Here is a 20859-nt window from a genome sequence, read left to right on the forward strand (position 1 = left end):
AGGACCACCCCTATGAAAAACACCAGCCAAGTGGTTGTCATCGGCGGCGGCGTCGTGGGCGCATCCGTGCTGTATCATCTTACGAAACTGGGGTGGTCTGATGTCATGCTTGTAGAACGCAGCGAATTGACGTCAGGTTCCACGTGGCATGCCGCGGGCGGGTTTCACACCCTCAACGGCGACACCAATATGGCGGCTCTACAGGGCTACACCATCAAGCTGTATAAAGAGCTGGAGGAGATCACCGGCATGTCCTGCGGACTGCACCATGTGGGCGGCGTGACCTTGGCCGACAACAAAGACCGCTTCGACATGCTGGTCGCCGAACGGGCCAAACACCGCTACATGGGGCTTGAGACTGAGATCATCGGCCCTGATGAGATCCGCAAAATTGCCCCCATTGCCAACACCGACGGCATCTTGGGCGCGCTTTATGATCCGCTGGACGGGCATCTTGACCCATCTGGCACAACACATGCCTACGCCAAGGCCGCCCGCATGGGCGGTGCCACGATTGAAACCCACTGCATGGTCACGGCCACCACCCAGCGACCCGATGGCACATGGGATGTTGTCACAGACAAAGGCACCATTCACACCGAACACGTGGTCAATGCCGGCGGTCTCTGGGCCCGTGAGGTCGCCGCCATGGCCGGCATTTACGCCCCCCTGCACCCGATGGAACACCAGTATATCGTCACAGACGATGTGCCCGAGATTTATGAGCGCGACAGCGAACACCCCCATGTCATGGACCCCGCTGGCGAAAGCTATCTCCGCCAGGAAGGGCGCGGATTGTGCATCGGGTTTTACGAACAACCCTGCCGCCCCTGGGCCGTCGATGGCACGCCATGGTCCTTCGGGCATGAACTGCTGCCCGATGATTTCGACAAAATCGAAGACAGCATTGCCTTTGCTTACAAACGCTTTCCCGCCCTTGAACGTGCGGGCGTCAAATCCGTGGTCCATGGCCCCTTCACCTTTGCCCCTGACGGCAATCCGCTGGTCGGACCTGTTCCGGGGATGCGCGGCTATTGGTCAGCCTGTGGGGTGATGGCGGGGTTCTCTCAGGGGGGCGGCGTGGGGCTCATGCTCGCCCAATGGATGGTCACAGGCGAATGCGAACGCGATGTGTCCGCCATGGATGTGGCCCGTTTCGGGGATTGGATCACGCCGGGCTATACGCGGCCCAAGGTGATCGAGAATTACCAGAAACGATTTTCAATCGCCTATCCCAACGAAGAACTGCCCGCCGCGCGGCCCCACCGCACAACGCCGATGTATGATGTCTTCGAAGACATGGGCGCGGTCTTTGGCCACCAATACGGACTAGAGGTCGTGAACTACTTCGCCCAGGACGGGGACCCGACCTATGAAACCCCGTCCTTCCGCCGCTCGGACGCTTGGGACGCAATTGCACGTGAAGTGCGCGGTGTGCGTGAAGGCGTCGGGATCACCGAAGTGCATAACTTTGGGAAATACCGCATCAAAGGCCCCCGCGCACGGGCCTGGTTGGACCATATAATGGCCGGTCGCATCCCCAAGCCGGGTCGCCTTTCCTTGACACCAATGCTGTCTGAAAAAGGTAAGCTTTTGGGGGACTTTACCGTCTCCTGTCAGGATGAATTTACATTCCATTTAACGGCATCCTATGGCGCCCAGGCACAGCATATGCGTTGGTTCATGCAACATGAAGAAGATGGCGTAAGCATCGAAAACATAAGCGATAAATTGACAGGGTTCTCCATTGCAGGCCCCCAGGCCAAGACCCTCCTTGCAGCTTGCACCCGCGACACCGCCGACCTGCGCTTTTTGGACGTCCGCCCCATGACCATCGGACAGACCGCCTGCATTGTGCAGCGGGTCAGTTATACCGGCGATCTGGGGTATGAAATCTACTGTGATCCCATGGACCAACGCGCCCTGTGGACAACTTTGTGGACGCAAGGCGCCGCCATGGGCGTCACGCCCTTCGGCATGCGCGCCATCATGTCCCTCAGACTGGATCGTCACTTCGGCTCATGGATGCGGGAATTCAGCCCCGATTACACCGCCAAAGAGGTCGGAATGGACCGCTTTATCGACTGGTTCAAAGACTTTATCGGCAAAGAGGCAACCATGGCTGACGACCCGGACCGCACCTTGGCGACCTTCCTCGTGGATGCCACGGATACCGATGTCACCGCCTATGAACCGATCTTCGAGGACGACACCGTCATCGGCTTTTGCACCTCAGGCGGCTACTCGCACCACTTGGGCAAATCCATCGCCTTTGGGCTCATTCCCAAGGATCGCGCCACCGAAGGCCTCAAGGTTGATATCGAACTTCTGGGCGACCGCCGCCCCGCCACGCTCATCACGACCCCATTGTTTGATCCGGACGGCACGCGGATGCGCGGCTGACCTTCATCTGACCCAATAAACTCCCGCCGGAGGCCCTAAAATTCTGGAATTTTAGGCATTCCTGCCGGACAGTGGCACCATGATCGCAATACTTTATCTTGCCGCGGGCCTGTCCAGCCGCATGCGCGGGGGGGACAAACTTCTCGAAGTTCTGAACGGCACGCCGCTCCTGCGTCTGCAACTGATGCGCGGGGCCTCAGTCGCGCGGACCTTCGTGACCCTCCCCCCGGCCCCGCACCCTCGCCACGACGTGGTTCCAGATACGATCACCAAGGTGCCCGTCGAAGGTCAGATGTCGGACAGCATTCGCGCGGGGCTCGCAGCCCTGCCCAGTCAAGCAAGGGGCGTGATCATTTTGCCCGCTGATATGCCGGACATCACAGCTGAGGATCTGAAAATCCTTCACGCCGCCGCCCAAGAAAATGCGGCCCCCATAGTGCGGGCAACGACAGACGACGGAATACCCGGCCATCCCGTTTATTTCGCCCGTCGGATCTGGAAAGATTTCGAAATCTTGACAGGGGATCGCGGCGCAGTCCGTATTTGCACCACCTACGAGGCAGAAACCGCCTTTATCCCCCTCGCTGGACAAAAAGCGCGGCTCGACCTCGACACACCAGAAGACTGGAAGACCTACCGCAAAAACTCTAAGCGGTGAAAACCTGCACCTCATGACGCTTCAAAATGCGGCGAGCGGCCGCCCAGTCTGCGTTCATGTCTTCATTTGCCAATTCAGGGAACAGGGTGAAAACTTCACGGCGTTGATCGCCATCAAGACTGGACATGCCATAGGCACCCGCCTGAAAACTCTCTGTCCAGGCGCCATTCGACAAAATGACCTCATGACGCTCAAACATCACGTGAATATAGCGCACCTCAGGCAAAGTTATCCGCTCAATCCCTGGGGTACCGACGAGATATTTCGCCGACGACAAAACCTCGTTCTCTTCAAAATACAGCGCAGCGCGCTCGCCCATCAGTAGAACGCGGTGATTGGGCGAGACCATGAGGTCTTGTTCCGGCAGACCTTGTCCCAATGCCCCAGCCCGGATCAAAATGGGATGGAAGTTCGGCTGCGCCATAAGCTCGGTCCTGGTCATAGTCCGGGCACCCGTCCACTGCACAGTTTGTAGGCCGTTGTCACGGGTGAAGACCATATCGCCTGGTACAAGGTCTTCGACACGTCGTTGGCCATTTGGTGTGGCAATCCACGTGCCAGGAACGAAGCAGATGGGATCGGTCCGGATTTCTTCGATGTCCCGAAAAGTGATCCGGCCGAATTCGCGCCCGTCAGAGCCGCGCAGCAGAATGCGCCCGTTCTCTTCGCCGGGTCCACCGTCTTCAAATATGATTTGCGTATCGGGATCTTGCGCGAAGAATTCGGACAGATCGAGAATGTCCAAATCCCCCCCGTTTTCACCGCCATCGACAAGGATATTATTGAAATTCGTCCCATCGTTGGAAACGATAAATTGATCGTTTCCAGATCCGCCGAACAACTGATCCTGATTGCCATCCCCGATAATCGTGTCGTCTCCAGCCCCCCCGAAGATCCGATCGCTCTGTTCGTTGCCACCGGGGCCGTCACCGTCGATAAAATCGTTTCCTGCCCCACCGAAAATCAGGTCCTGGCCAACCCCACCAAAGATCGTGTCATCCCCATCGCCGGCGTCGATCCGGTCGCTGCCTTCACCGCCGTCAATACTGTCATTGCCACTGCCACCAAAAAGCCTATCGCCGCCGCGATCGCCTTCAAGTGTATCGTCACCTGAGCCACCAAACAGCCGGTCACTGTTGTTGCCGCCACGTAGGGTGTCATCTCCATCGCCGCCAAACAATTGATCGGCGTCATTTCCACCTGTGAGCGTATCGTCTCCGTTCGTTCCAAATTCGCGTGCCATGTTTCTTGACCTTTTTTTCGCGATTGCGGGGGGCAATCCTTGGGGGGCTTTGTTTACGTTGACGTCTATCTAGTCGGCTGACCGCACAGCAGAAGAGGTCAGAGCAACACGATCCGTCACAGATATGTTTTCAAAAAAGACAACATTTCAGCGAATAGTTTTTATGGACATTAATTTCTGACAAATTGTCGCACTGACACATTCGCAGGGCCCAACCTTGGCCCCAAAATTAAGGCCGAGGCGCGGTGTTGCGTCTCGGCCTTGCAGTGTTACACCCGATCACGGACGCAATCTGGACGTGGGAGTAGGTGTTAAACCAATAGACAGGCTTCGTGCTTTTTCAGGGCCCGACGCGCGGACTGATAGTTGCCAAGGCCCGCCGTCGTGGACAATTCGGGGAAAAGGTCAAACAACTCCGCGCGTTGGCTTTCACCGATCCCTTTGAGGCTATAGTCAGCGGGCTGAAAACTTTCAGTCCAGGCGCCATTGGACAGAATCACCTCATGACGGTCGAACATGATGTGAAAATACGCCACATCTCCTGGTGCCTCTCGCGATACATCGTGCATTGCCAACAAGTGTTTGGCGGCGACCAACACCTCGTTCTCACCGAAATATAATGCAGCCTGTTCGCCCGTGATTAAGACCCGATGGTTGGGTGACAAAACTAAATCTGTCTCAGGCACGGCCCCTGAAAATGCACCAGCGGCAAATCGAACAGGTGCCCAATCGGGTTTGATGGACACCTCTTTTTTCGTCAGATCACGCCTGCCGATCCACCGGATCGATTGCAATCCATTGTCGCGGGTCATCACACGGTCATCGACTTTAAGAGCCTCGACCGGGATTTCACCCCGATCTGTCGCGATCATTGTCCCTAAGGTGAAACACGGGACCAGATCCGCGGCCTGTCTGTCGGCGACAAGGTTGTAGCCTTGCCCGGGGTTGCCGTTGGCGTAAACGGGCGAAATCAATTGGATCGACTGAATGGGAGCCGCCTCAATTGCGGCTTGGTCAGCATTCGCGCTGAATTCGGGCATCAAATAGACATCACCATTTGTAGCCTGGGTCACAACCGCAGTGATATTGGCTGTCGTCCCATCAAAATAGGTGATCGTCGCATTGAAGATCATTGTGGAGTCGTGGGTTTGCGTTACGCCATCAACGGTAAAGGTGTCATTCGACGCAGTGTTATCAATATCGTAAGAGTTGGCTTCGATCCCGCCAGAAAAACTATCGGCTTCCCAGTCTTTGACGTTATCCGTTGACGCCAAAGGATCTGACGCACTCCCATACGTCCCGAGCCAGCTATTGACCGCAGTCTGGCTTACAAACTGGTTGCCTTCACCCGCGTCGATGTCGGGCAAATTTCCAAGAAACAGAACTTCAAAAGATGTCGGCACAATACCCCCCGGTAACAGTTGTACGATGGACCTATGCAATACGACATTATCTTTAACGGGGAAAAGCGCCGCATCAAAATCATTAAGTGAAAATTAGGTAACCTGCGCAATGTTGGCCCGTTGCCGACGACAATGGAAGCTTGGTGCCATAATTGTCGCCAAAATAGAAACACGGGCCTTTGACTAAAAAAGCCGAGGCACCTCAGGTGCCTCGGCTCTTGTACCACACCCGACCACTTACACAGTCGGGGGCAGCTGCATATTACTTCACCAACAGGCGGGCTTCGTGCTTCTTCAGGGCGCGACGCGCGGACTGATAGTTGCCAAGGCCTGTCTTGGTGGCCAGTTCTGGGAACAGCTCAAAGATTTCATTGCGCTGGCTGTTGCCAATGCCTTTGAGGCTGTAATCACCCGGCTGGAAGCTTTCGGTCCAGGCCCCGTTCGACAAAACCACTTCGTGGCGGTCGAACATGAAGTGGATATAGGCAGTGCCCATCACGTCCACTTCGTGGATGCCTTCCGCGCCCACCAGATGCTTGGCTGCGGCGAGGACTTCACGCTCTTCGAAGTAGAGCTGTGTTTTCTCGCTTGCGACCAGGCAGCGGTGGTTCGGGCTGACCAGCATGTCCCGTTCAGGCAGACCGTTGCCCAAGGCACCGGCCTTGATCAGGATCGGCTTGAGGTGCGGATTCTGCACCAGTTGCGTACCGGACATCTCCTTGCGGCCCACCCAACGGATCTCTTGGATGCCATTGTCGCGGGTGATGATGCGGTCGCCTTCGCGCAGCTCCTCGACCAGACGTTCGCCTTTCGGTGTCGCGATCGTGGTGCCCGGCGTAAAGCATGGGATCACGTTCTCGATTTCCGAGAAGGTCAGCGTTGACCCGTCTTGGAACGTCACCGTACCGGCCTCTGGGTCGCCATCAACGTAGGTGATGAAGTCAACGTTGGACCCTGTCAGGTCAAGAACGTCCACATCGTCACTTTCGCCGTCGCCGTCCAGATCGGGGTCTTCGCCCCCGACGATCACGTCGCCTGCACCTTCGCCGGGCTCATCGACGATGAACAGGTCATCGCCCAGACCACCGAACTGGCTGTCAGCGCCCTGACCACCGGTGATGACGTCTTCGCCTTCGTCACCGTTGATCACATCGTCGTCCACGCCACCAAACAGCGTATCCTGACCGGTGCCACCAAACAGCGTATCGTCGTCGTCTTCACCGAAGATGGTGTCGTTGCCAGCGCCGCCAAACAACGTGTCGTTGTTGTTGTCGGTGACAAGGTCTTCGCCTGGGTCGTTGCTGTCGCCGTCGCCATCCAGATCGTCCGGCAGGTTGGCAAAGCCGCCCTGACCGTTGGCCAGACCGCCGAAGATCAGGTCATTGCCCTCTTCGCCGATGATAACGTCGTTGCCCTCGGAGCCGATGATCGTGTCATCGCCCGAGCCACCTTCGACGCTGTCGTCATCAAAGCCGGCGTCGATCGTGTCGTCGCCCGATCCACCAAAGATAGTGTCATCGTCATCACCGGTGACAATGCTGTCGTTGCCAGCCCCGCCAAAGACGGTATCGAGGTCATCGTTGGGATCGGTGTCCGCAGGATACAGACCTGGGTACCCGACATCCGGCAGGTTCTCTGGGCTGAACGGGTTCTCGAACGGAGGCTCATCGTTGGCGGTGTCGATGATGTCATCACCGTCCCCACCTTCGACGATATCGTTGCCTTCGGCGGTTGCGATCGTGTCATCGCCCTCGCCCCCGTCAACACTGTCGTCACCGGATGCGCCCCAAAGATCGTCGTTGCCCAAGCCACCGATGAGCGTGTCATCGCCGGAGCCGCCTTCGATCTTGTCGTCGCCGTCACCCCCATCAAGGGTGTCATCGTTTGCGCCGCCGAACAACATGTCCATGCCGTCGCCGCCAGCCAAGGTGTCGTCGTCGGTGCCGCCGCGGATAATATCATTACCCTCATCGCCGGACAGATCGTCGTCACCTGCATTGCCGGTGATGCTGTCATCATCCGCGCCGCCGAAGACAACGTCATCGCCCTCGCCCGCTTGAATGGTGTCATCCCCCTCAAAGCCAAGGATCAGGTCGTTGTCTGTGCCTTCGTCGCCCGGCAAGATGCCGTCGCCAGCATCCACGATATCACCGTCGGCATCCACATATGGGATGTCGGGGTTGATGATGTCGTCACCCGCGGTGCCCTGAACCGTGCCGTCGTTGATGCCGGTGACAGTGAACGTGACCGTGGCCGTGTCCTCTGCGCCGTTCTCATCGACGATGGTGTAGGTGATAGACGTCGTGTCGGTGTCGTTCAGACCAAGGTCATCGAAATCACCATTGGCGTCGAAATCGACTGTGCCATCGGGGTTGATGGTGAACAGGCCACCATTGTCGCCCGCCACAGGTTCACCCACATTGGCCGGATCACCGTCAACAGCCACAACCGTCAGATCATCGTCCTCTGGGTCGCTGTCCACACCGTCTCCGGTGTCATCCGTGATGACATTGCCATCCACATCGCCCGCATCTTCGGTCAGCGTGACTGTGTATGCGTTGTCTGTGGCATCCGGCCCGTCATTTTCACCAGTTACAGTGATCGTAACAGTCGTCGTCGACGTTTCGCCCGAAGGATCCGTGACCGTATAGGTCACAGTTGTCTCGGACGTCTCACCTGGTGACAACTCCTCGAAGTCGCCGTTGGGGTCGAAGGTGATGGTGCCGTCGGGGTTGATTGTGACAAGGCCACCCTGGTCGCCTGGGACAGGTTCACCCACGTTGGCGGGGTCGCCGTTGACTGCTGCGACCGTCAGGTCGTCGCCGTCGGGGTCGTCGTCGTTGTCCAGGACGTTGCCCAGCTCAGCCGCTGGATCGTCTTCGCCTGCATCAAACGTATCCTCGACCGCAACAGGGCCGTCGTTGGATCCGGTCACCGTGAAGGTCACCGTCGCCGTGTCTTCCAGACCGTCCTCATCCGCGATCGTGTAGGTCACAGACGTCGAAGCCGTCTCGCCCTCACCCAGATCGTCAAAGTCGCCGTCCGCGCTGAAGTCAACAGAGCCGTCCGCATTGATCACGAACTGACCACCATTGTCCCCGGCAACAGGCTGACCAACATTGCCATCAACACCGTCCACAGACACAACCGTCAGGTCATCCCCCTCAGGATCGCTGTCCACGCCATCGCCGGTATCTTCGGTGATCGCATTGCCGTCTTCGTCGCCGAAGGCTTCGTCCTGCGTGACGACATAGGTGTTGTTGGTCGCCTCTGGTGCGTCGTTGGTGCCGGTCACGGTGACTGTCACAGTCGTCGTGTCCTCACCGCCGTTGCCGTCGGTGACCGTGTAGGTGACCGTGGTCTCCGCGGTCTCACCTTCGCCCAGATCGTCGAAGTCGCCGTTGGGGTCGAAGCTGGCTGTGCCGTCTTCGTTGATGGTGATCAGGCCGCCGTTGTCGCCCGCCACAGGTTCGCCCACGTTGGCAGGGTCGCCGTTCACGTCAGCCACCGTCAGGTCGTCGCCGTCCGGATCGCTGTCGTTGCCCAGCACGTTGTCCAGATCAAGAACCGTGTCCTGATCCGTCTCGCCGGTGTCTTCCACAGCTACAGGGCCGTCGTTGCCACCGGTGACCGTGACTGTGACAGTCGTCGTGTCGGTCGCGCCGTCTTCGTCGGTGATTGTGTAGGTGACCGTGGTCTGCTCCGTCTCGCCGTCGGCCAGATCGTCGAAGTCGCCATCCGGGTTGAACGTCGCCGTGCCATCCGCGTTGATCACGAATGTACCGCCGTTGTCGCCCTCGACAGGCTCACCCACATTCAAAGGCGCACCGTTCACCTCAGACACCGTCAGAGGATCATTCTCAGGGTCTTCGTCGTTGCCCAGAACGTTGTCCAGAACAATCGCCGTATCCTGATCGGTCGCGTCTTCGTCCAGAACCGCAACAGGCGCGTCGTTGGTGCCGGTGATGGTGACGGTCACCGTTTCGGTGTCCTCACCGCCATTGCCGTCGGTGACCGTGTAGGTGACCGTGGTCGTGGCTGTCTCGCCCTCGCCCAGCTCCTCGAAGTCGCCGTTGGGGTCGAAGGTGATGGTGCCGTCGGGGTTGATTGTGACAAGGCCACCCTGGTCGCCTGGGACAGGTTCGCCCACGTTGGCGGGGTCGCCGTTCACCTCGGATACGCTCAGGTCGTCGCCGTCGGGGTCGTCGTCGTTGTCCAGGACGTTGCCCAGCTCAGCCGCTGGATCGTCTTCGCCTGCATCGAACGTATCCTCGACCGCAACAGGGCCGTCGTTGGATCCGGTCACCGTGAACGTCACCGTCGCCGTGTCTTCCAGACCGTCCTCATCGGCGATCGTGTAGGTCACAGACGTCGAAGCCGTCTCGCCCTCACCCAGATCGTCAAAGTCGCCGTCCGCGCTGAAGTCAACAGAGCCGTCCGCATTGATCACGAACTGACCACCATTGTCCCCGGCAACAGGCTGACCAACATTGCCATCAACACCGTCCACAGACACAACCGTCAGGTCATCCCCCTCAGGGTCGCTGTCTGCACCGTTGCCTGTGTCATCCGTGATGGCGTTGGCGTCCAGATCGCCAAAAGCCTCATCCTGATCGACCACGTAAGCGCTGTCTTCGGCGTTCGGCGCATCATTGATGCCCTGAACTGTAATGGTCAGCGTGGCCGTACCAGTGCCGCCGTTGCCGTCGGATACCGTGTACGTGATGACGGTATCAGCCGTCTCACCTGGGGCCAATTCTTCGAATTCGCCGTTGGCCGTGAAATCGAACGACCCGTCCGGGTTCAGCGTGAAGAGACCACCGTTGGACCCTTCGACCGAGGACCCCACCAACGTGTCGTCGCCATTGATGGCCACAACTGTCAGCGTGTCTCCATCGGGGTCGGTGTCGAGGCCCGCATTGTTGTCGGATGGATTGGTGATGACGTTGCCGTCAACATCACCCGCGCCTTCGTCTTCGGTAACGAAATAGAGGTCGGGGCACACAATCGGATCGTCATTCACGCCGTTGACAGTGACGTCGACGGTCGCTGTGTCGGTGCCACCATTGCCATCGTCGATCGTGTAGGTGATCGTCGTGGGCCCGTTGAAGCCATCGTCGGGTGTGAAGGTAATTGTGCCGTCGTCGTTGATCACAACGTCACCGTCAGGCGATGTCGCCTCGGTCACGGTCAGCGGGTCACCGTCTGGGTCGCTGTCGTTGCCCAGAACCGTGATTTCAACGGGAGTATCTTCGTCCGTTTCAGCCGTGTCGTCTCGAGCGATCGGCGCATCGTTTACCGGGTTCACAGTCACTGTCACTGTCGCCGTGTCAGTGCCGCCGTTTCCGTCATCGATGGTGTAAGTGATTGTCGTATCGCCGTTGAAATCATCGTCCGGCGTGAAGGTGATTGTACCGTCGTCGTTGATGACAACATCACCGTCAGGCGATGTCGCCTCGGTCACGGTCAGCGGGTCACCCTCAGGGTCGCTGTCGTTGCCCAGAACCGTGATCTCAACGGGCGTGTCTTCGTCCGTTGTCGCAGTGTCGTCCTTGGCGTCAGGGCCACGGTTCACTTCGTCGCCGCGGATCTCTTCGATCTCGGTGAAGGTCAGGGTCTCGCCAGTTGGGTTGCCGTCGCCATCGACGAATACGACCGTACCGTTGATGCCGTTGCCATTGCTGTCAGGCGTCACATCTTCAAGGACGAACGGGCCTTCGCCAGTCAGATCGAGGATGTCGTGGTCGTTGCCGCCTGCGCCCCCGTCAACCACATCGCCCGCGCCGCCAAAGATCCGGTCTGCATCGTCGCCACCGAAGATTTCGTCGTCGCCCGCGCCGCCGGTCAGAACATCATTGCCGTCGTTGCCTTCGATGACATCATCGCCTGCGCCACCATCAATGACATCGCCGCCATCGAAGACATCCTCATTGATGCTGTAGGACAGGTTGTCGATCGCACCGGAGCCATTCAGGATGACTTCGATCTGGCCGACATAGTTAATGTTGGAATGCACAACATGCTGGCCGTTGTCGGCCGTTGTCACGTTTACAGACTGCAGGAAGTTCCCGTGCGAGTCGTAGTAGTTCACCGTGGCGCCTGCTTCGACATCCAAAAGTGTCAGTGACGACACATAGGCTGGATTTTCGAAATTGATCAGGAAGGTCCCGCCGTTTGCATTGTCGTCAGGATCCGTGGCGTCACGATCTTCGGACAGGATCAAAACGTTGCCCAGGTTGCCCGTAGCAAGGTCGTTGTCGTCGCCTGTGGGGTTCGACGAGTCGAAGACCATAACAGGTGTCGTCGGATCAGCAGAGGTGATGGACACGCCATCGGCCACGAACTGGCCTTCGATCAGGTCGCCTGCGGACAGGTCGTTGAAGTCCTGCGTGCCGTGGAAGGACTGACTGCCACCGATCAGCGTGTCGTTGCCCTCTCCGCCCGTGATGGAGTCCGATCCCGCACCACCGAACACCAGATCGTTGCCGGAGCCACCGTTCAGCTGATCGTTGCTTTTGCCCCCCGAGAGGGTGTCGTCGCCATCTCCGCCGTCAATGCTATCCGCACCGAGGCTGCCGGACAGCACATCGTTGTTCTTGCCGCCCCAGATGTCATCGTTGCCGAAGCCACCAAAGACCACATCGTCACCGGCACTCGCCTCAACCTTGTCGTTGCCAGAGCCGCCGAAGACGACATCATCGCCACCGCCCGAGAAGAGCATGTCGTTGCCCGAGCCGCCGAACACTTCGTCATTGCCTGAACCGCTGCGCACCACGTCGTCACCGGCCCCTGCCAGCACAACGTCGTCCTGGCCTTGTTCGCCTGGCAAAATCGCATCATTCGCGTTGATGCGGTCGCCATCTGGATCGCCGTCATAATTGACATCGATCACATCATTGCCGTCCGTGCCTTCGACATAGCCATCCAGCGCAGGGTCATCTGCCACGGCATCGAAGTGAATGTCGCCCAAACCGACGGTGCCGGAATGTGCAGCGCCCGACCCGTTGTCGAGGATGATCTCAAGCGAGGCCACTTCGCCGTGAATTGTGACACCGACAACAGAGCCCGCATCACCCTGTTCGATTGGGTTGTCGGTCGCGTCAAGTTGTCCGTTGTTGGCGAACTGCGTGTGGTTCAGTCCTGTGAAGGTAACTGGCAGAATGTTACCGTGGATATCCTTTGCGACGACTGTGATCCGGTCATCAAAGACGTGCTCTTCACTGTCGACGTCCAGCAGATCGAACGAGACATTTGTGACAGGCTCATTAAAGTTGATTGTGACCTTGGTCGGATCATCCACATCCCATGCCTTCAGACCGTCAACACCGTTAACGGACCCTTTCATCCACTGATCGTGATCTACGTTCTCAGGGGTGGAGACCGTGAAGCCAACAGAGCCGTCAGGCCCGTTGGCGCTGTTAGCACCGTCAATATTCGTGTTTGACCAGTCAATTTTATAATCGGACATCGTCTGTTCCTACTTCTCAAGCGGGCGCCTCTGCCAAAGCACCACAAATACACACACCGACGCCGCCGAATTCCCGACAACGCAACAGTGCGGGCCGCAAAGCGACCACACATTAATCCGCAATTTGGAAGGGTAGATTCAGACCCGATCCCGCAGACACCAACATTTAACCAAAACACTTCTGTTCTGGCCGGCTTCCCCAGTCAGCCGGTAATGCCCCCCAGTCAGGCTCGACCTATATACATGCCCACAAATGTTCGAAAAAGAGAAAAATTGTAGATTTTACATCGTGGAGCGTCTGCATATGCCGTGTCGTCCCCCTAACACACGCTTCAGGCGATCCCCTAGGATAAGTCTTCGACATATTCAGTAAAATTAAAGCTAAATAACTGATTAACAGTACTTTTCCGAGCTACCAAAAGGCTGCGGTTTCACTTGCGAAATGTTACTCAAGCGCGGATTTTCGGAACAAGCCCAAGGGTCAATTTTCACCCATAGATTGTGGCAAATTTTCCACATTACCTAAAGTCACAATGGATGGTTCATAAACAATGAACGCGCAAAGCCATCTTTGTTCCTGAAACGCATTTAATCTGCGATTCGAAAATCAGCGCCTTCCCCAAGGCGTGATCGCTTTAACCTTCGAATTCATTGAATTTTGGTACCGGTGGCCGGACTCGAACCGGCACGATGTCACCATCGGGGGATTTTGAATCCCCTGCGTCTACCATTCCGCCACACCGGCACGTGAAAGCAGCATGGGGCCGCCTTGGAATGCGCTTGCAATAGCCCTCCGCCACGGCAAGGTCAACGCCCCAAATCGCACGCGGTGTGGTTCACCCGCAAGATGGTCGGCGGATGCGCGTTTAGACCTCATTCTGACGGCCGCGACCGCCCTGCGACTTGACCCCACACGCACTCTCTGGCCTAACCGACAAAACAACAGAGCAGACCAATGATCAGACGTCTTTACGATTGGACCCTCTCCCTCGCAGACCATCCAAGGGCGCTGTGGGCACTGGCCTTTGTGGCCTTTATCGAAAGCTCGGTCTTTCCCATCCCGCCTGATTTGCTGATGATCCCGATGATCATCGCGGCCCCGCACCGCGCCTTCATCATTGCGGGTGTGGCCACGATTTCTTCGGTTCTGGGTGGCATGTTGGGCTATGCCATCGGCATGTTTGCCTTCGAAAGTGTAGGCGAACCCATCCTTGCCTCGCTGGGCAAAGCGGACGCGATGGAAGACTTCAACACGCGTTTCAATGGCGTGGGCTTCTGGGCGGTGTTGATCGCGGGCCTCACACCCTTTCCCTATAAGGTCATCACGATCATGTCGGGGTGGACCGCCATGCCCCTCGCGACCTTTGTTGTGACCTCGGTGCTGGCACGCGCCTTACGCTTCTTCATCATCGCGACCCTGCTGTATAAGTTCGGGGCGCCGATCCGCGACTTCATTGAAAAACGTCTCGGCCTGATGTTTACCTTGTTTTGTGTGCTGCTGATCGGCGGCTTTGCCCTGGTGCGCTACCTATGACCCGTTTGCCCCTTATCGTTTTGGCCGCCTCGGGCAGCGCTGCGCTGCTTGCTGGGGCGTTCCTGTTTCAGGTCTTGGGCTATGCTCCCTGTCAGATGTGTCTGTGGCAACGCTGGCCCCACGCGGTGGCCATCGCCATCGGCCTGATCGCCTTGGCTACCCCCCGCATCCGCGCCCTTTTGGCCTGGGCGGGCGCCGCGGCTGCGGCCATCACTGCGGGTCTTGGCTTTTTTCACACCGGCGTTGAAAAAGGATGGTGGGAAGGCCCCAGCAGTTGCTCAGGCGGCGGTTTGGAGGCTGTCGATGGCGCTGACCTTCTGAGCACCGACATCGCACCAATTGTCATGTGCTCTGATGTGGTCTGGTCTCTTTTTGGGCTCAGCATGGCCAGCTACAACGGCCTGATCTCCCTGGCCCTCGCCCTGATCTGGATCATCGCCGCGCGCCGTCCGGACTAAGACCCGCCCCAGATGCGCGCGCCCTGCCCGTTTCGCTGTTTCAAAAATATGCAAATCCACCCTCAGCGCCCGGCGCGGCGGGTGGACAGCAAAAGACTGGTCTCAGACCGCGTCACACCATCAAGCCGCCGAATGCGAAACAGACATTCATCCAACGCATCCAATGTGTCCGTCCCGATTTCGATGATCAAATCCCAGGTGCCGTTGGTCGAATGGACCGCCTGCACATCGATCATACCGGCCAAAGCCCGCATCACCCGTTCTGTGCCGCGCCCTTCGATCCCCAACATCATCAAGCCCCGCACCGCATGATCTGCCACGTCGGACCGCGTCAACACTGTGAAGCCTGCAATCTCACCGCTTTTGCGCAGACGGTCCATCCGCGCTTTGACAGTGGCCCGCGTGACCTTCAGGTCCACCGCCAGTTCTGACACGGACGCGCGGCCATCGCGCCGCAGCGCTTGCACCAGCCTTCCATCCAATTCGTCCATTTCGACGCCTCATTTTGCGCAATTTGCAATCACTTTGCACAATGCGCCGCCTTTCTAAAACACGCAAGGGGTTCCAGTCTGACGGAAACGAACGGAGTTCACAGATGACACCAAAATCCTTCTTCCTCGTTGGCGCGCCTGTCGACAGCGGCAAAGACCGCAAAGGCTGCATCATGGGGCCCGATGCCTATCGCACCGCGCGGTTGGCTGAAACTTTGGTCGACCTTGGGCATACCGTGACCGATTTGGGCAATGTTACCGCCGACCGCAACGATCTGCCGGACCATGACCACCTGATCGCCCTGCCCCAGACTGTGGGTTGGACAACGGCCCTGCACCGCGCCGGACGGGACGCGGCCAAACGTGGAATGCCTCTGTTTTTGGGCGGTGATCACGCCCTTGCGCTTGGCACGGTTCCAGCGATGGCGGATCATGCCGCCGATGAAGGCCGGCCCCTGTTCGTTCTCTGGCTGGACGCCCACAGCGATTTTCACACGCCATTGACCACCACAAGCGGCAACCTGCACGGAACACCTGCGGCTTATTTCACCGGACAAAGCGGCTTTGACGCTTTCCCGCCCATTCAAACCCCCGTGCCCACCGAACAGGTCTGCATGATCGGCCTGCGTTCTGTCGATCCGGCGGAACACGCAGCCCTTGCGAAAACCGACATGTTGCTGGCCGACATGCGGGCCATTGACGAAGGCGGTATCCGCGCACCTTTGGTTGAATTTCTGGACAAGGTTCGGGCGGCCAACGGCATGCTGCATGTCTCGCTTGATGTGGACTTTCTTGATCCGGACATCGCACCAGCAGTGGGCACCACAGTGCCCGGTGGCGCGACCCTGCGGGAGGCCCATCTGGTGATGGAGATGCTCTGCGACAGCGATCTTGTGACCTCCTTGGATCTAGTGGAACTGAACCCGTTTCTTGATGACCGCGGCCGTACGGCGTCACTGATGGTAGATTTGACGGCCTCTCTTATGGGGCGCCGCGTGTTTGACCGCCCCACCCGTCCCTTTGCCTGAATTCGATAGGAAACCTGATATGCTGAGCCCTTCTGACAAAGCCCTTGTCCCGTTTGTGTCCGTCGACAACATGATGCGTCTGGTCCATCACGTGGGTCTTGAGACCATGATCACCCGCATCGCCGACGCGATCGAAGCGGATTTTCTGCGCTGGGACGCTTTTGACAAGACCCCACGCGTGGCGTCCCATTCGGATGTGGGTGTGATTGAACTGATGCCCACGTCCGACGGGGAGATGTACGGGTTCAAATACGTCAACGGCCACCCAAAAAACACCGCCGAAGGGCTGCAAACCGTGACGGCCTTTGGCCTGCTGGCGGACGTGCAATCCGGCTATCCGGTGCTGTTGTCCGAAATGACTTTGCTCACCGCGCTGCGGACGGCGGCCATGTCAGCACTGGCGGCCAAGCATCTTGCGCCTGAGGGCGCGCGCACCATGGCGATGATTGGCAACGGCGCGCAATCTGAATTCCAATGCCGCGCGTTCAAAGCGATCTGCGGCGTGGACACCGTACGTTTGTACGACATCGACCCTGCTGCGACCGCGAAATGTGCACGCAATCTGGAAGGCTCCGGCCTGACGGTTGTGTCCTGCACCTCCGCGCAAGAGGCGACCGTGGGCGCGGACATCATCACCACCTGCACCGCAGACAAGCAATATGCGACGATCCTGACCGACAACATGGTGGGTGCCGGCGTGCACATCAACGCCATTGGCGGGGATTGCCCGGGCAAAACCGAATTGCACAAAGACATCTTGCACCGGTCTGATATCTTTGTGGAATATCCGCCCCAGACGCGGATAGAAGGAGAAATACAGGCACTGGCTGATGACCACCCTGTGATTGAGTTGCATGATGTCTTCGCAGGCCGCGTGACGGGGCGAACGTCGGACAAGCAAATCACGTTGTTTGACAGCGTAGGTTTTGCGATTGAAGATTTTTCTGCCCTGCGCACGGTCAAGACATTGATCGACGGCACCGCGTTTTATGACGATCTGGACATGCTGGCCGACCCTGATGATCCGCGAGATTTGTACGGGATGCTACATCGCGCCAAATAGGATTTCGAACAGGCTGCGCCTGTCCGATCCGCGCGCGCCGTGCGGCGCGCGCGGATCGCTTGGACGCGTGAACCTGCAAACGATCGTGGATGGCGCCCCCCGTGGATTTGCATATTTTTGAAACAGCGAAACGAAAGGGCATGCACAACGGGGGCGTCACTGCCATTGCACCCTATCCCTTGCCTCTGTTAGGTTGAGGCCAACAAAATATAGCGGTTGGGCGAGTCACCCAGACGCAAACGATGGGACAGCTGAGACATCACATGAGCGACGACACGCAACCCCCTGAAACAAAAGGCGAAACGCCGCCTGAGCGCACCCCCTATGAGGGACCTTCGATTTCCATCACGTCGGAGATGAAGACGTCCTATCTGGACTATGCCATGTCGGTGATCGTCAGCCGCGCCATTCCAGACCTGCGCGATGGGTTGAAGCCTGTGCACCGGCGCATCCTTTATGCGATGCACGAGACCGGCAATGGTCACGACAAAAGCTACCGTAAATCGGCCCGTCCGGTGGGCGATGTGATGGGTAAGTATCACCCCCACGGCGACAGCGCGATTTATGATGCCTTGGTGCGGATGGCGCAGGATTTTTCGATGTCGTTGCCGCTGCTGGATGGTCAGGGCAATTTCGGGTCCATGGACGGCGATAACCCTGCCGCCATGCGCTATACCGAAGTTCGGATGGACAAGCCGGCCGCCTATTTGCTGGCCGATATCGACAAGGATACCGTCGATTTTCAGGACAATTACGATGGCAAGGACCGCGAGCCGACGGTTCTGCCGGCGCGGTTCCCCAATATGCTGGTCAATGGTGCGGGCGGCATCGCTGTCGGTATGGCCACCAACATTCCACCCCATAATCTGGGTGAAGTGGTCGATGCGACACTTGCCTTGATCGAGGACCCCGATCTGACCTCTGAGGACCTGATCGACTACGTGCCAGGGCCTGATTTTCCCACGGGAGGCATCATGCTAGGCCGGTCCGGTGCGAGAAAGGCCTATCTGGAGGGCCGTGGCAGTGTCATCACCCGCGCAAAGACCCGTGTGGAGGAGCTGCGCAAAGACCGTTGGGCGATCATCATCGAAGAGATCCCCTATCAGGTGAACAAAGCCGCGATGATCGACAAAATCGCTGAGGCGGCGCGGGACAAAAAGATCGAAGGCATCGCCCACGTCCAAGACGAATCTGACCGCAACGGTGTCCGCGTGGTGGTGGAGTTGAAACGTGATGCTACGGCTGAGGTCGTGTTGAACCAATTGTTCCGCTTTACCCCCATGCAGACGTCGTTTGGATGCAACATGCTGGCGTTGAACGGGGGACGGCCTGAGACATTGACCCTGCGTCGGTTCCTGACGTCGTTCCTAGATTTCCGCGAAGATGTCGTCATCCGCCGGACGGCGTTTGAGTTGCGCAAGGCCCGTGACCGGTCCCATGTGCTTTGCGGTTTGGCTGTGGCGGTGTCGAATGTGGACGAGGTTGTGGCGACGATCCGTGCCTCTGCCGATGCGCCCGCGGCCCGTGAGGCCTTGATGACACGCGCCTGGCCTGCCGAAGAAATCCTGCCGTTCATTAAGTTGATTGACGACCCAACCCATACGGCCAACCCGGATGGGACCTATAACCTCAGCGAAATTCAGGCGCGTGCAATCCTGGAATTGCGCCTGCAACGTCTGACCCAGCTGGGCGTCAAGGAAGTCACGGACGAGCTGGAGGAGCTGGCCGCCAAGATCAAGGACTACCTTGCCATCCTCGCCTCACGCGAGCGGATCATGGACATCATCCGCAGCGAGTTGCAGGAAACCCGCGATCTGTTTGCTGTGCCCCGTCGCACCGAAATCGTCGACTGGTCCGGCGATATGGAAGACGAGGACCTGATTGAACGTGAAGACATGGTCGTGACCGTAACCGCCGGTGGCTATATCAAACGCACCGCCTTGGCCGACTTCCGCGCGCAAAAACGTGGCGGTAAGGGGATTTCGGGCGGCAGCCTTAAGGAAGATGATGTTGTGACCACGCTGTTTGTGGCCAACACCCACACGCAGTTGTTGTTCTTTACGACCGACGGCATGGTCTACAAGCTGAAAACATGGCGTTTGCCGCAGGGGTCGCGCACATCCAAGGGCAAGGCGATCGTAAATATCCTGCCGATCCCAACGGGTGTATCGATTGCTGCCATCATGCCTGTCGACCGGGATGAAAAGGACTGGGATGATCTGCAGATCATCTTTGCGACCTCCGCCGGTGGCGTGCGCCGCAACAAGCTGTCCGACTTCACCAATGTCATGCGCAACGGCAAGATTGCGATGAAGTTTGAGGACGGCGAAGACACGACCCTGATCAACGCGCGCATCTGTTCGGAAGATGACGATGTGATGTTGGTCACAAATTCGGGCCGTGCGATCCGTTTCCCAAGCACCGACGTGCGGGTGTTCAATTCCCGCGCCAGCCAAGGCGTACGGGGCATCAAGCTGTCGGGCGATGATAAGGTCGTGTCCATGTCCGTCATCCGCCACTTCGACGCGGAGGCCGACGAACGGGCCGCCTATCTGAAAATGCGTCGCGCCATGGCCGGTGTGACCGAGGATGAAGGCGGCGATGAGGACGACGGCAACGCCGACGGCCCCTTGGCACAAGAGCGGTACGCCGAAATGTCTGCCGCCGAAAACCTGATCCTCACCATCACGTCCGGTGGCGCGGGCAAACTGTCCAGCAGCCACGACTACCCTGTACGCGGACGTGGCGGCATGGGCGTCACAGCCATGGACAAGGCCATGCGCGGCGGGCAAATCGTGGCCTCCTTCCCGGTGGAGATGGATGACCAGATCATGCTTGCGACATCAAAGGGTCAGTCGATTCGCGTGCCCGTGGATGGAATTTCCTTCCGGTCCCGCTCCGCGGGTGGTGTGCGGGTCTTCAACACCGGCAAGGGCGAAGAAGTCGTCAGCGTGGCGTGGATCGCCGATCAAGGTGAAGACGAAACCGACGGTGAAGCAGGCGAAGATTAAGTCCGCTGCTTTGAACACAAAAACATGGGCGTCACATAGATGCGACGCTCATTAACTTTCTCACACCATCCACTCAATCGGGCGTTGTGAATGTCATAA

11 protein-coding genes and 1 tRNA gene are annotated in these 20859 nt (G+C 58.2%); 7 read left to right on the top strand and 5 right to left on the bottom strand.

Translation table 11 applies throughout. The features are described 5' to 3' along the window. The first annotated feature begins 12 nt into the window (after positions 1 to 12). Both PSJ8397_RS02130 and PSJ8397_RS02135 read left to right on the top strand, forming a co-directional pair. On the top strand, positions 13 to 2403 hold the full coding sequence (locus PSJ8397_RS02130; RefSeq protein ID WP_085862901.1) for a GcvT family protein: 2391 nt from the start codon (positions 13 to 15) through the stop codon (positions 2401 to 2403). A gap of 79 nt (positions 2404 to 2482) precedes the next feature. Beyond that, the gene (locus PSJ8397_RS02135; protein WP_085862902.1) at positions 2483 to 3061 is read left to right on the top strand and encodes a nucleotidyltransferase family protein; all 579 of its coding nucleotides are present in this window, start codon (positions 2483 to 2485) and stop codon (positions 3059 to 3061) included. On the opposite strand, the gene PSJ8397_RS02140 is transcribed toward PSJ8397_RS02135, so the two are convergent. From PSJ8397_RS02140 to PSJ8397_RS02155, 4 genes are all read right to left on the bottom strand, one after another. After that, positions 3051 to 4304 carry a Hint domain-containing protein gene (locus PSJ8397_RS02140; RefSeq protein ID WP_085862903.1) on the bottom strand — a complete coding sequence of 418 codons (1254 nt, stop codon included), beginning with the start codon at positions 4302 to 4304 and terminating at the stop codon, positions 3051 to 3053. The genes PSJ8397_RS02135 and PSJ8397_RS02140 overlap by 11 nt on opposite strands. 311 nt (positions 4305 to 4615) lie before the next feature. After that, the gene (locus PSJ8397_RS02145; protein WP_085862904.1) at positions 4616 to 5707 is read right to left on the bottom strand and encodes a Hint domain-containing protein; all 1092 of its coding nucleotides are present in this window, start codon (positions 5705 to 5707) and stop codon (positions 4616 to 4618) included. A 262-nt stretch (positions 5708 to 5969) separates the two neighbouring features. After that, the gene (locus PSJ8397_RS02150; RefSeq protein ID WP_085862905.1) at positions 5970 to 13175 is read right to left on the bottom strand and encodes an Ig-like domain-containing protein; all 7206 of its coding nucleotides are present in this window, start codon (positions 13173 to 13175) and stop codon (positions 5970 to 5972) included. A gap of 659 nt (positions 13176 to 13834) precedes the next feature. Then, positions 13835 to 13920, bottom strand: a tRNA-Leu gene (locus PSJ8397_RS02155). A gap of 210 nt (positions 13921 to 14130) precedes the next feature. On the opposite strand from PSJ8397_RS02155, the gene PSJ8397_RS02160 reads away from it, so the two are divergent. Together PSJ8397_RS02160 and PSJ8397_RS02165 are read left to right on the top strand one after the other, a co-directional pair. Further along, positions 14131 to 14709 carry a YqaA family protein gene (locus PSJ8397_RS02160; protein ID WP_085862906.1) on the top strand — a complete coding sequence of 193 codons (579 nt, stop codon included), beginning with the start codon at positions 14131 to 14133 and terminating at the stop codon, positions 14707 to 14709. Next, positions 14706 to 15167, top strand: coding sequence for a disulfide bond formation protein B (locus PSJ8397_RS02165; RefSeq protein ID WP_085862907.1), 462 nt, complete (start codon positions 14706 to 14708; stop codon positions 15165 to 15167). The genes PSJ8397_RS02160 and PSJ8397_RS02165 overlap by 4 nt, the downstream gene beginning before the upstream one ends. Positions 15168 to 15229: 62 nt before the next feature. On the opposite strand, the gene PSJ8397_RS02170 is transcribed toward PSJ8397_RS02165, so the two are convergent. Beyond that, positions 15230 to 15658, bottom strand: coding sequence for an Lrp/AsnC family transcriptional regulator (locus PSJ8397_RS02170; protein ID WP_085862908.1), 429 nt, complete (start codon positions 15656 to 15658; stop codon positions 15230 to 15232). A 104-nt stretch (positions 15659 to 15762) separates the two neighbouring features. Between PSJ8397_RS02170 and rocF the strand changes: the two genes are divergently transcribed. The 3 genes from rocF to gyrA all read left to right on the top strand — a co-directional run bounded on the left by rocF (position 15763) and on the right by gyrA (position 20760). Then, positions 15763 to 16686 (top strand): arginase, encoded by a 924-nt coding sequence (rocF, locus tag PSJ8397_RS02175; RefSeq protein WP_085862909.1) that lies wholly within the window; start codon positions 15763 to 15765, stop codon positions 16684 to 16686. A 19-nt stretch (positions 16687 to 16705) separates the two neighbouring features. Further along, a complete protein-coding gene (locus PSJ8397_RS02180; RefSeq protein ID WP_085862910.1) occupies positions 16706 to 17749 on the top strand; it encodes an ornithine cyclodeaminase in 1044 nt (347 codons plus the stop codon). A gap of 263 nt (positions 17750 to 18012) precedes the next feature. Then, positions 18013 to 20760, top strand: coding sequence for a DNA gyrase subunit A (gyrA, locus tag PSJ8397_RS02185; protein WP_085862911.1), 2748 nt, complete (start codon positions 18013 to 18015; stop codon positions 20758 to 20760). The last annotated feature ends 99 nt before the right edge of the window (positions 20761 to 20859 follow it).

The organism is Pseudooctadecabacter jejudonensis (assembly GCF_900172275.1).
Lineage (GTDB): Bacteria > Pseudomonadota > Alphaproteobacteria > Rhodobacterales > Rhodobacteraceae > Octadecabacter > Octadecabacter jejudonensis.

Excerpts from the sequence above, each read along its gene's own strand:
- PSJ8397_RS02140 (WP_085862903.1), bottom strand. The coding sequence starts at position 4,304 with ATGGCACGCGAATTTGGAACGAACGGAGACGATACGCTCACAGGTGGA.
- PSJ8397_RS02180 (WP_085862910.1), top strand. The coding sequence starts at position 16,706 with ATGCTGAGCCCTTCTGACAAAGCCCTTGTCCCGTTTGTGTCCGTCGAC.
- gyrA (WP_085862911.1), top strand. The coding sequence starts at position 18,013 with ATGAGCGACGACACGCAACCCCCTGAAACAAAAGGCGAAACGCCGCCT.
- PSJ8397_RS02170 (WP_085862908.1), bottom strand. The coding sequence starts at position 15,658 with ATGGACGAATTGGATGGAAGGCTGGTGCAAGCGCTGCGGCGCGATGGC.
- PSJ8397_RS02135 (WP_085862902.1), top strand. The coding sequence starts at position 2,483 with ATGATCGCAATACTTTATCTTGCCGCGGGCCTGTCCAGCCGCATGCGC.
- PSJ8397_RS02165 (WP_085862907.1), top strand. The coding sequence starts at position 14,706 with ATGACCCGTTTGCCCCTTATCGTTTTGGCCGCCTCGGGCAGCGCTGCG.
- PSJ8397_RS02130 (WP_085862901.1), top strand. The coding sequence starts at position 13 with ATGAAAAACACCAGCCAAGTGGTTGTCATCGGCGGCGGCGTCGTGGGC.
- PSJ8397_RS02160 (WP_085862906.1), top strand. The coding sequence starts at position 14,131 with ATGATCAGACGTCTTTACGATTGGACCCTCTCCCTCGCAGACCATCCA.
- PSJ8397_RS02150 (WP_085862905.1), bottom strand. The coding sequence starts at position 13,175 with ATGTCCGATTATAAAATTGACTGGTCAAACACGAATATTGACGGTGCT.
- rocF (WP_085862909.1), top strand. The coding sequence starts at position 15,763 with ATGACACCAAAATCCTTCTTCCTCGTTGGCGCGCCTGTCGACAGCGGC.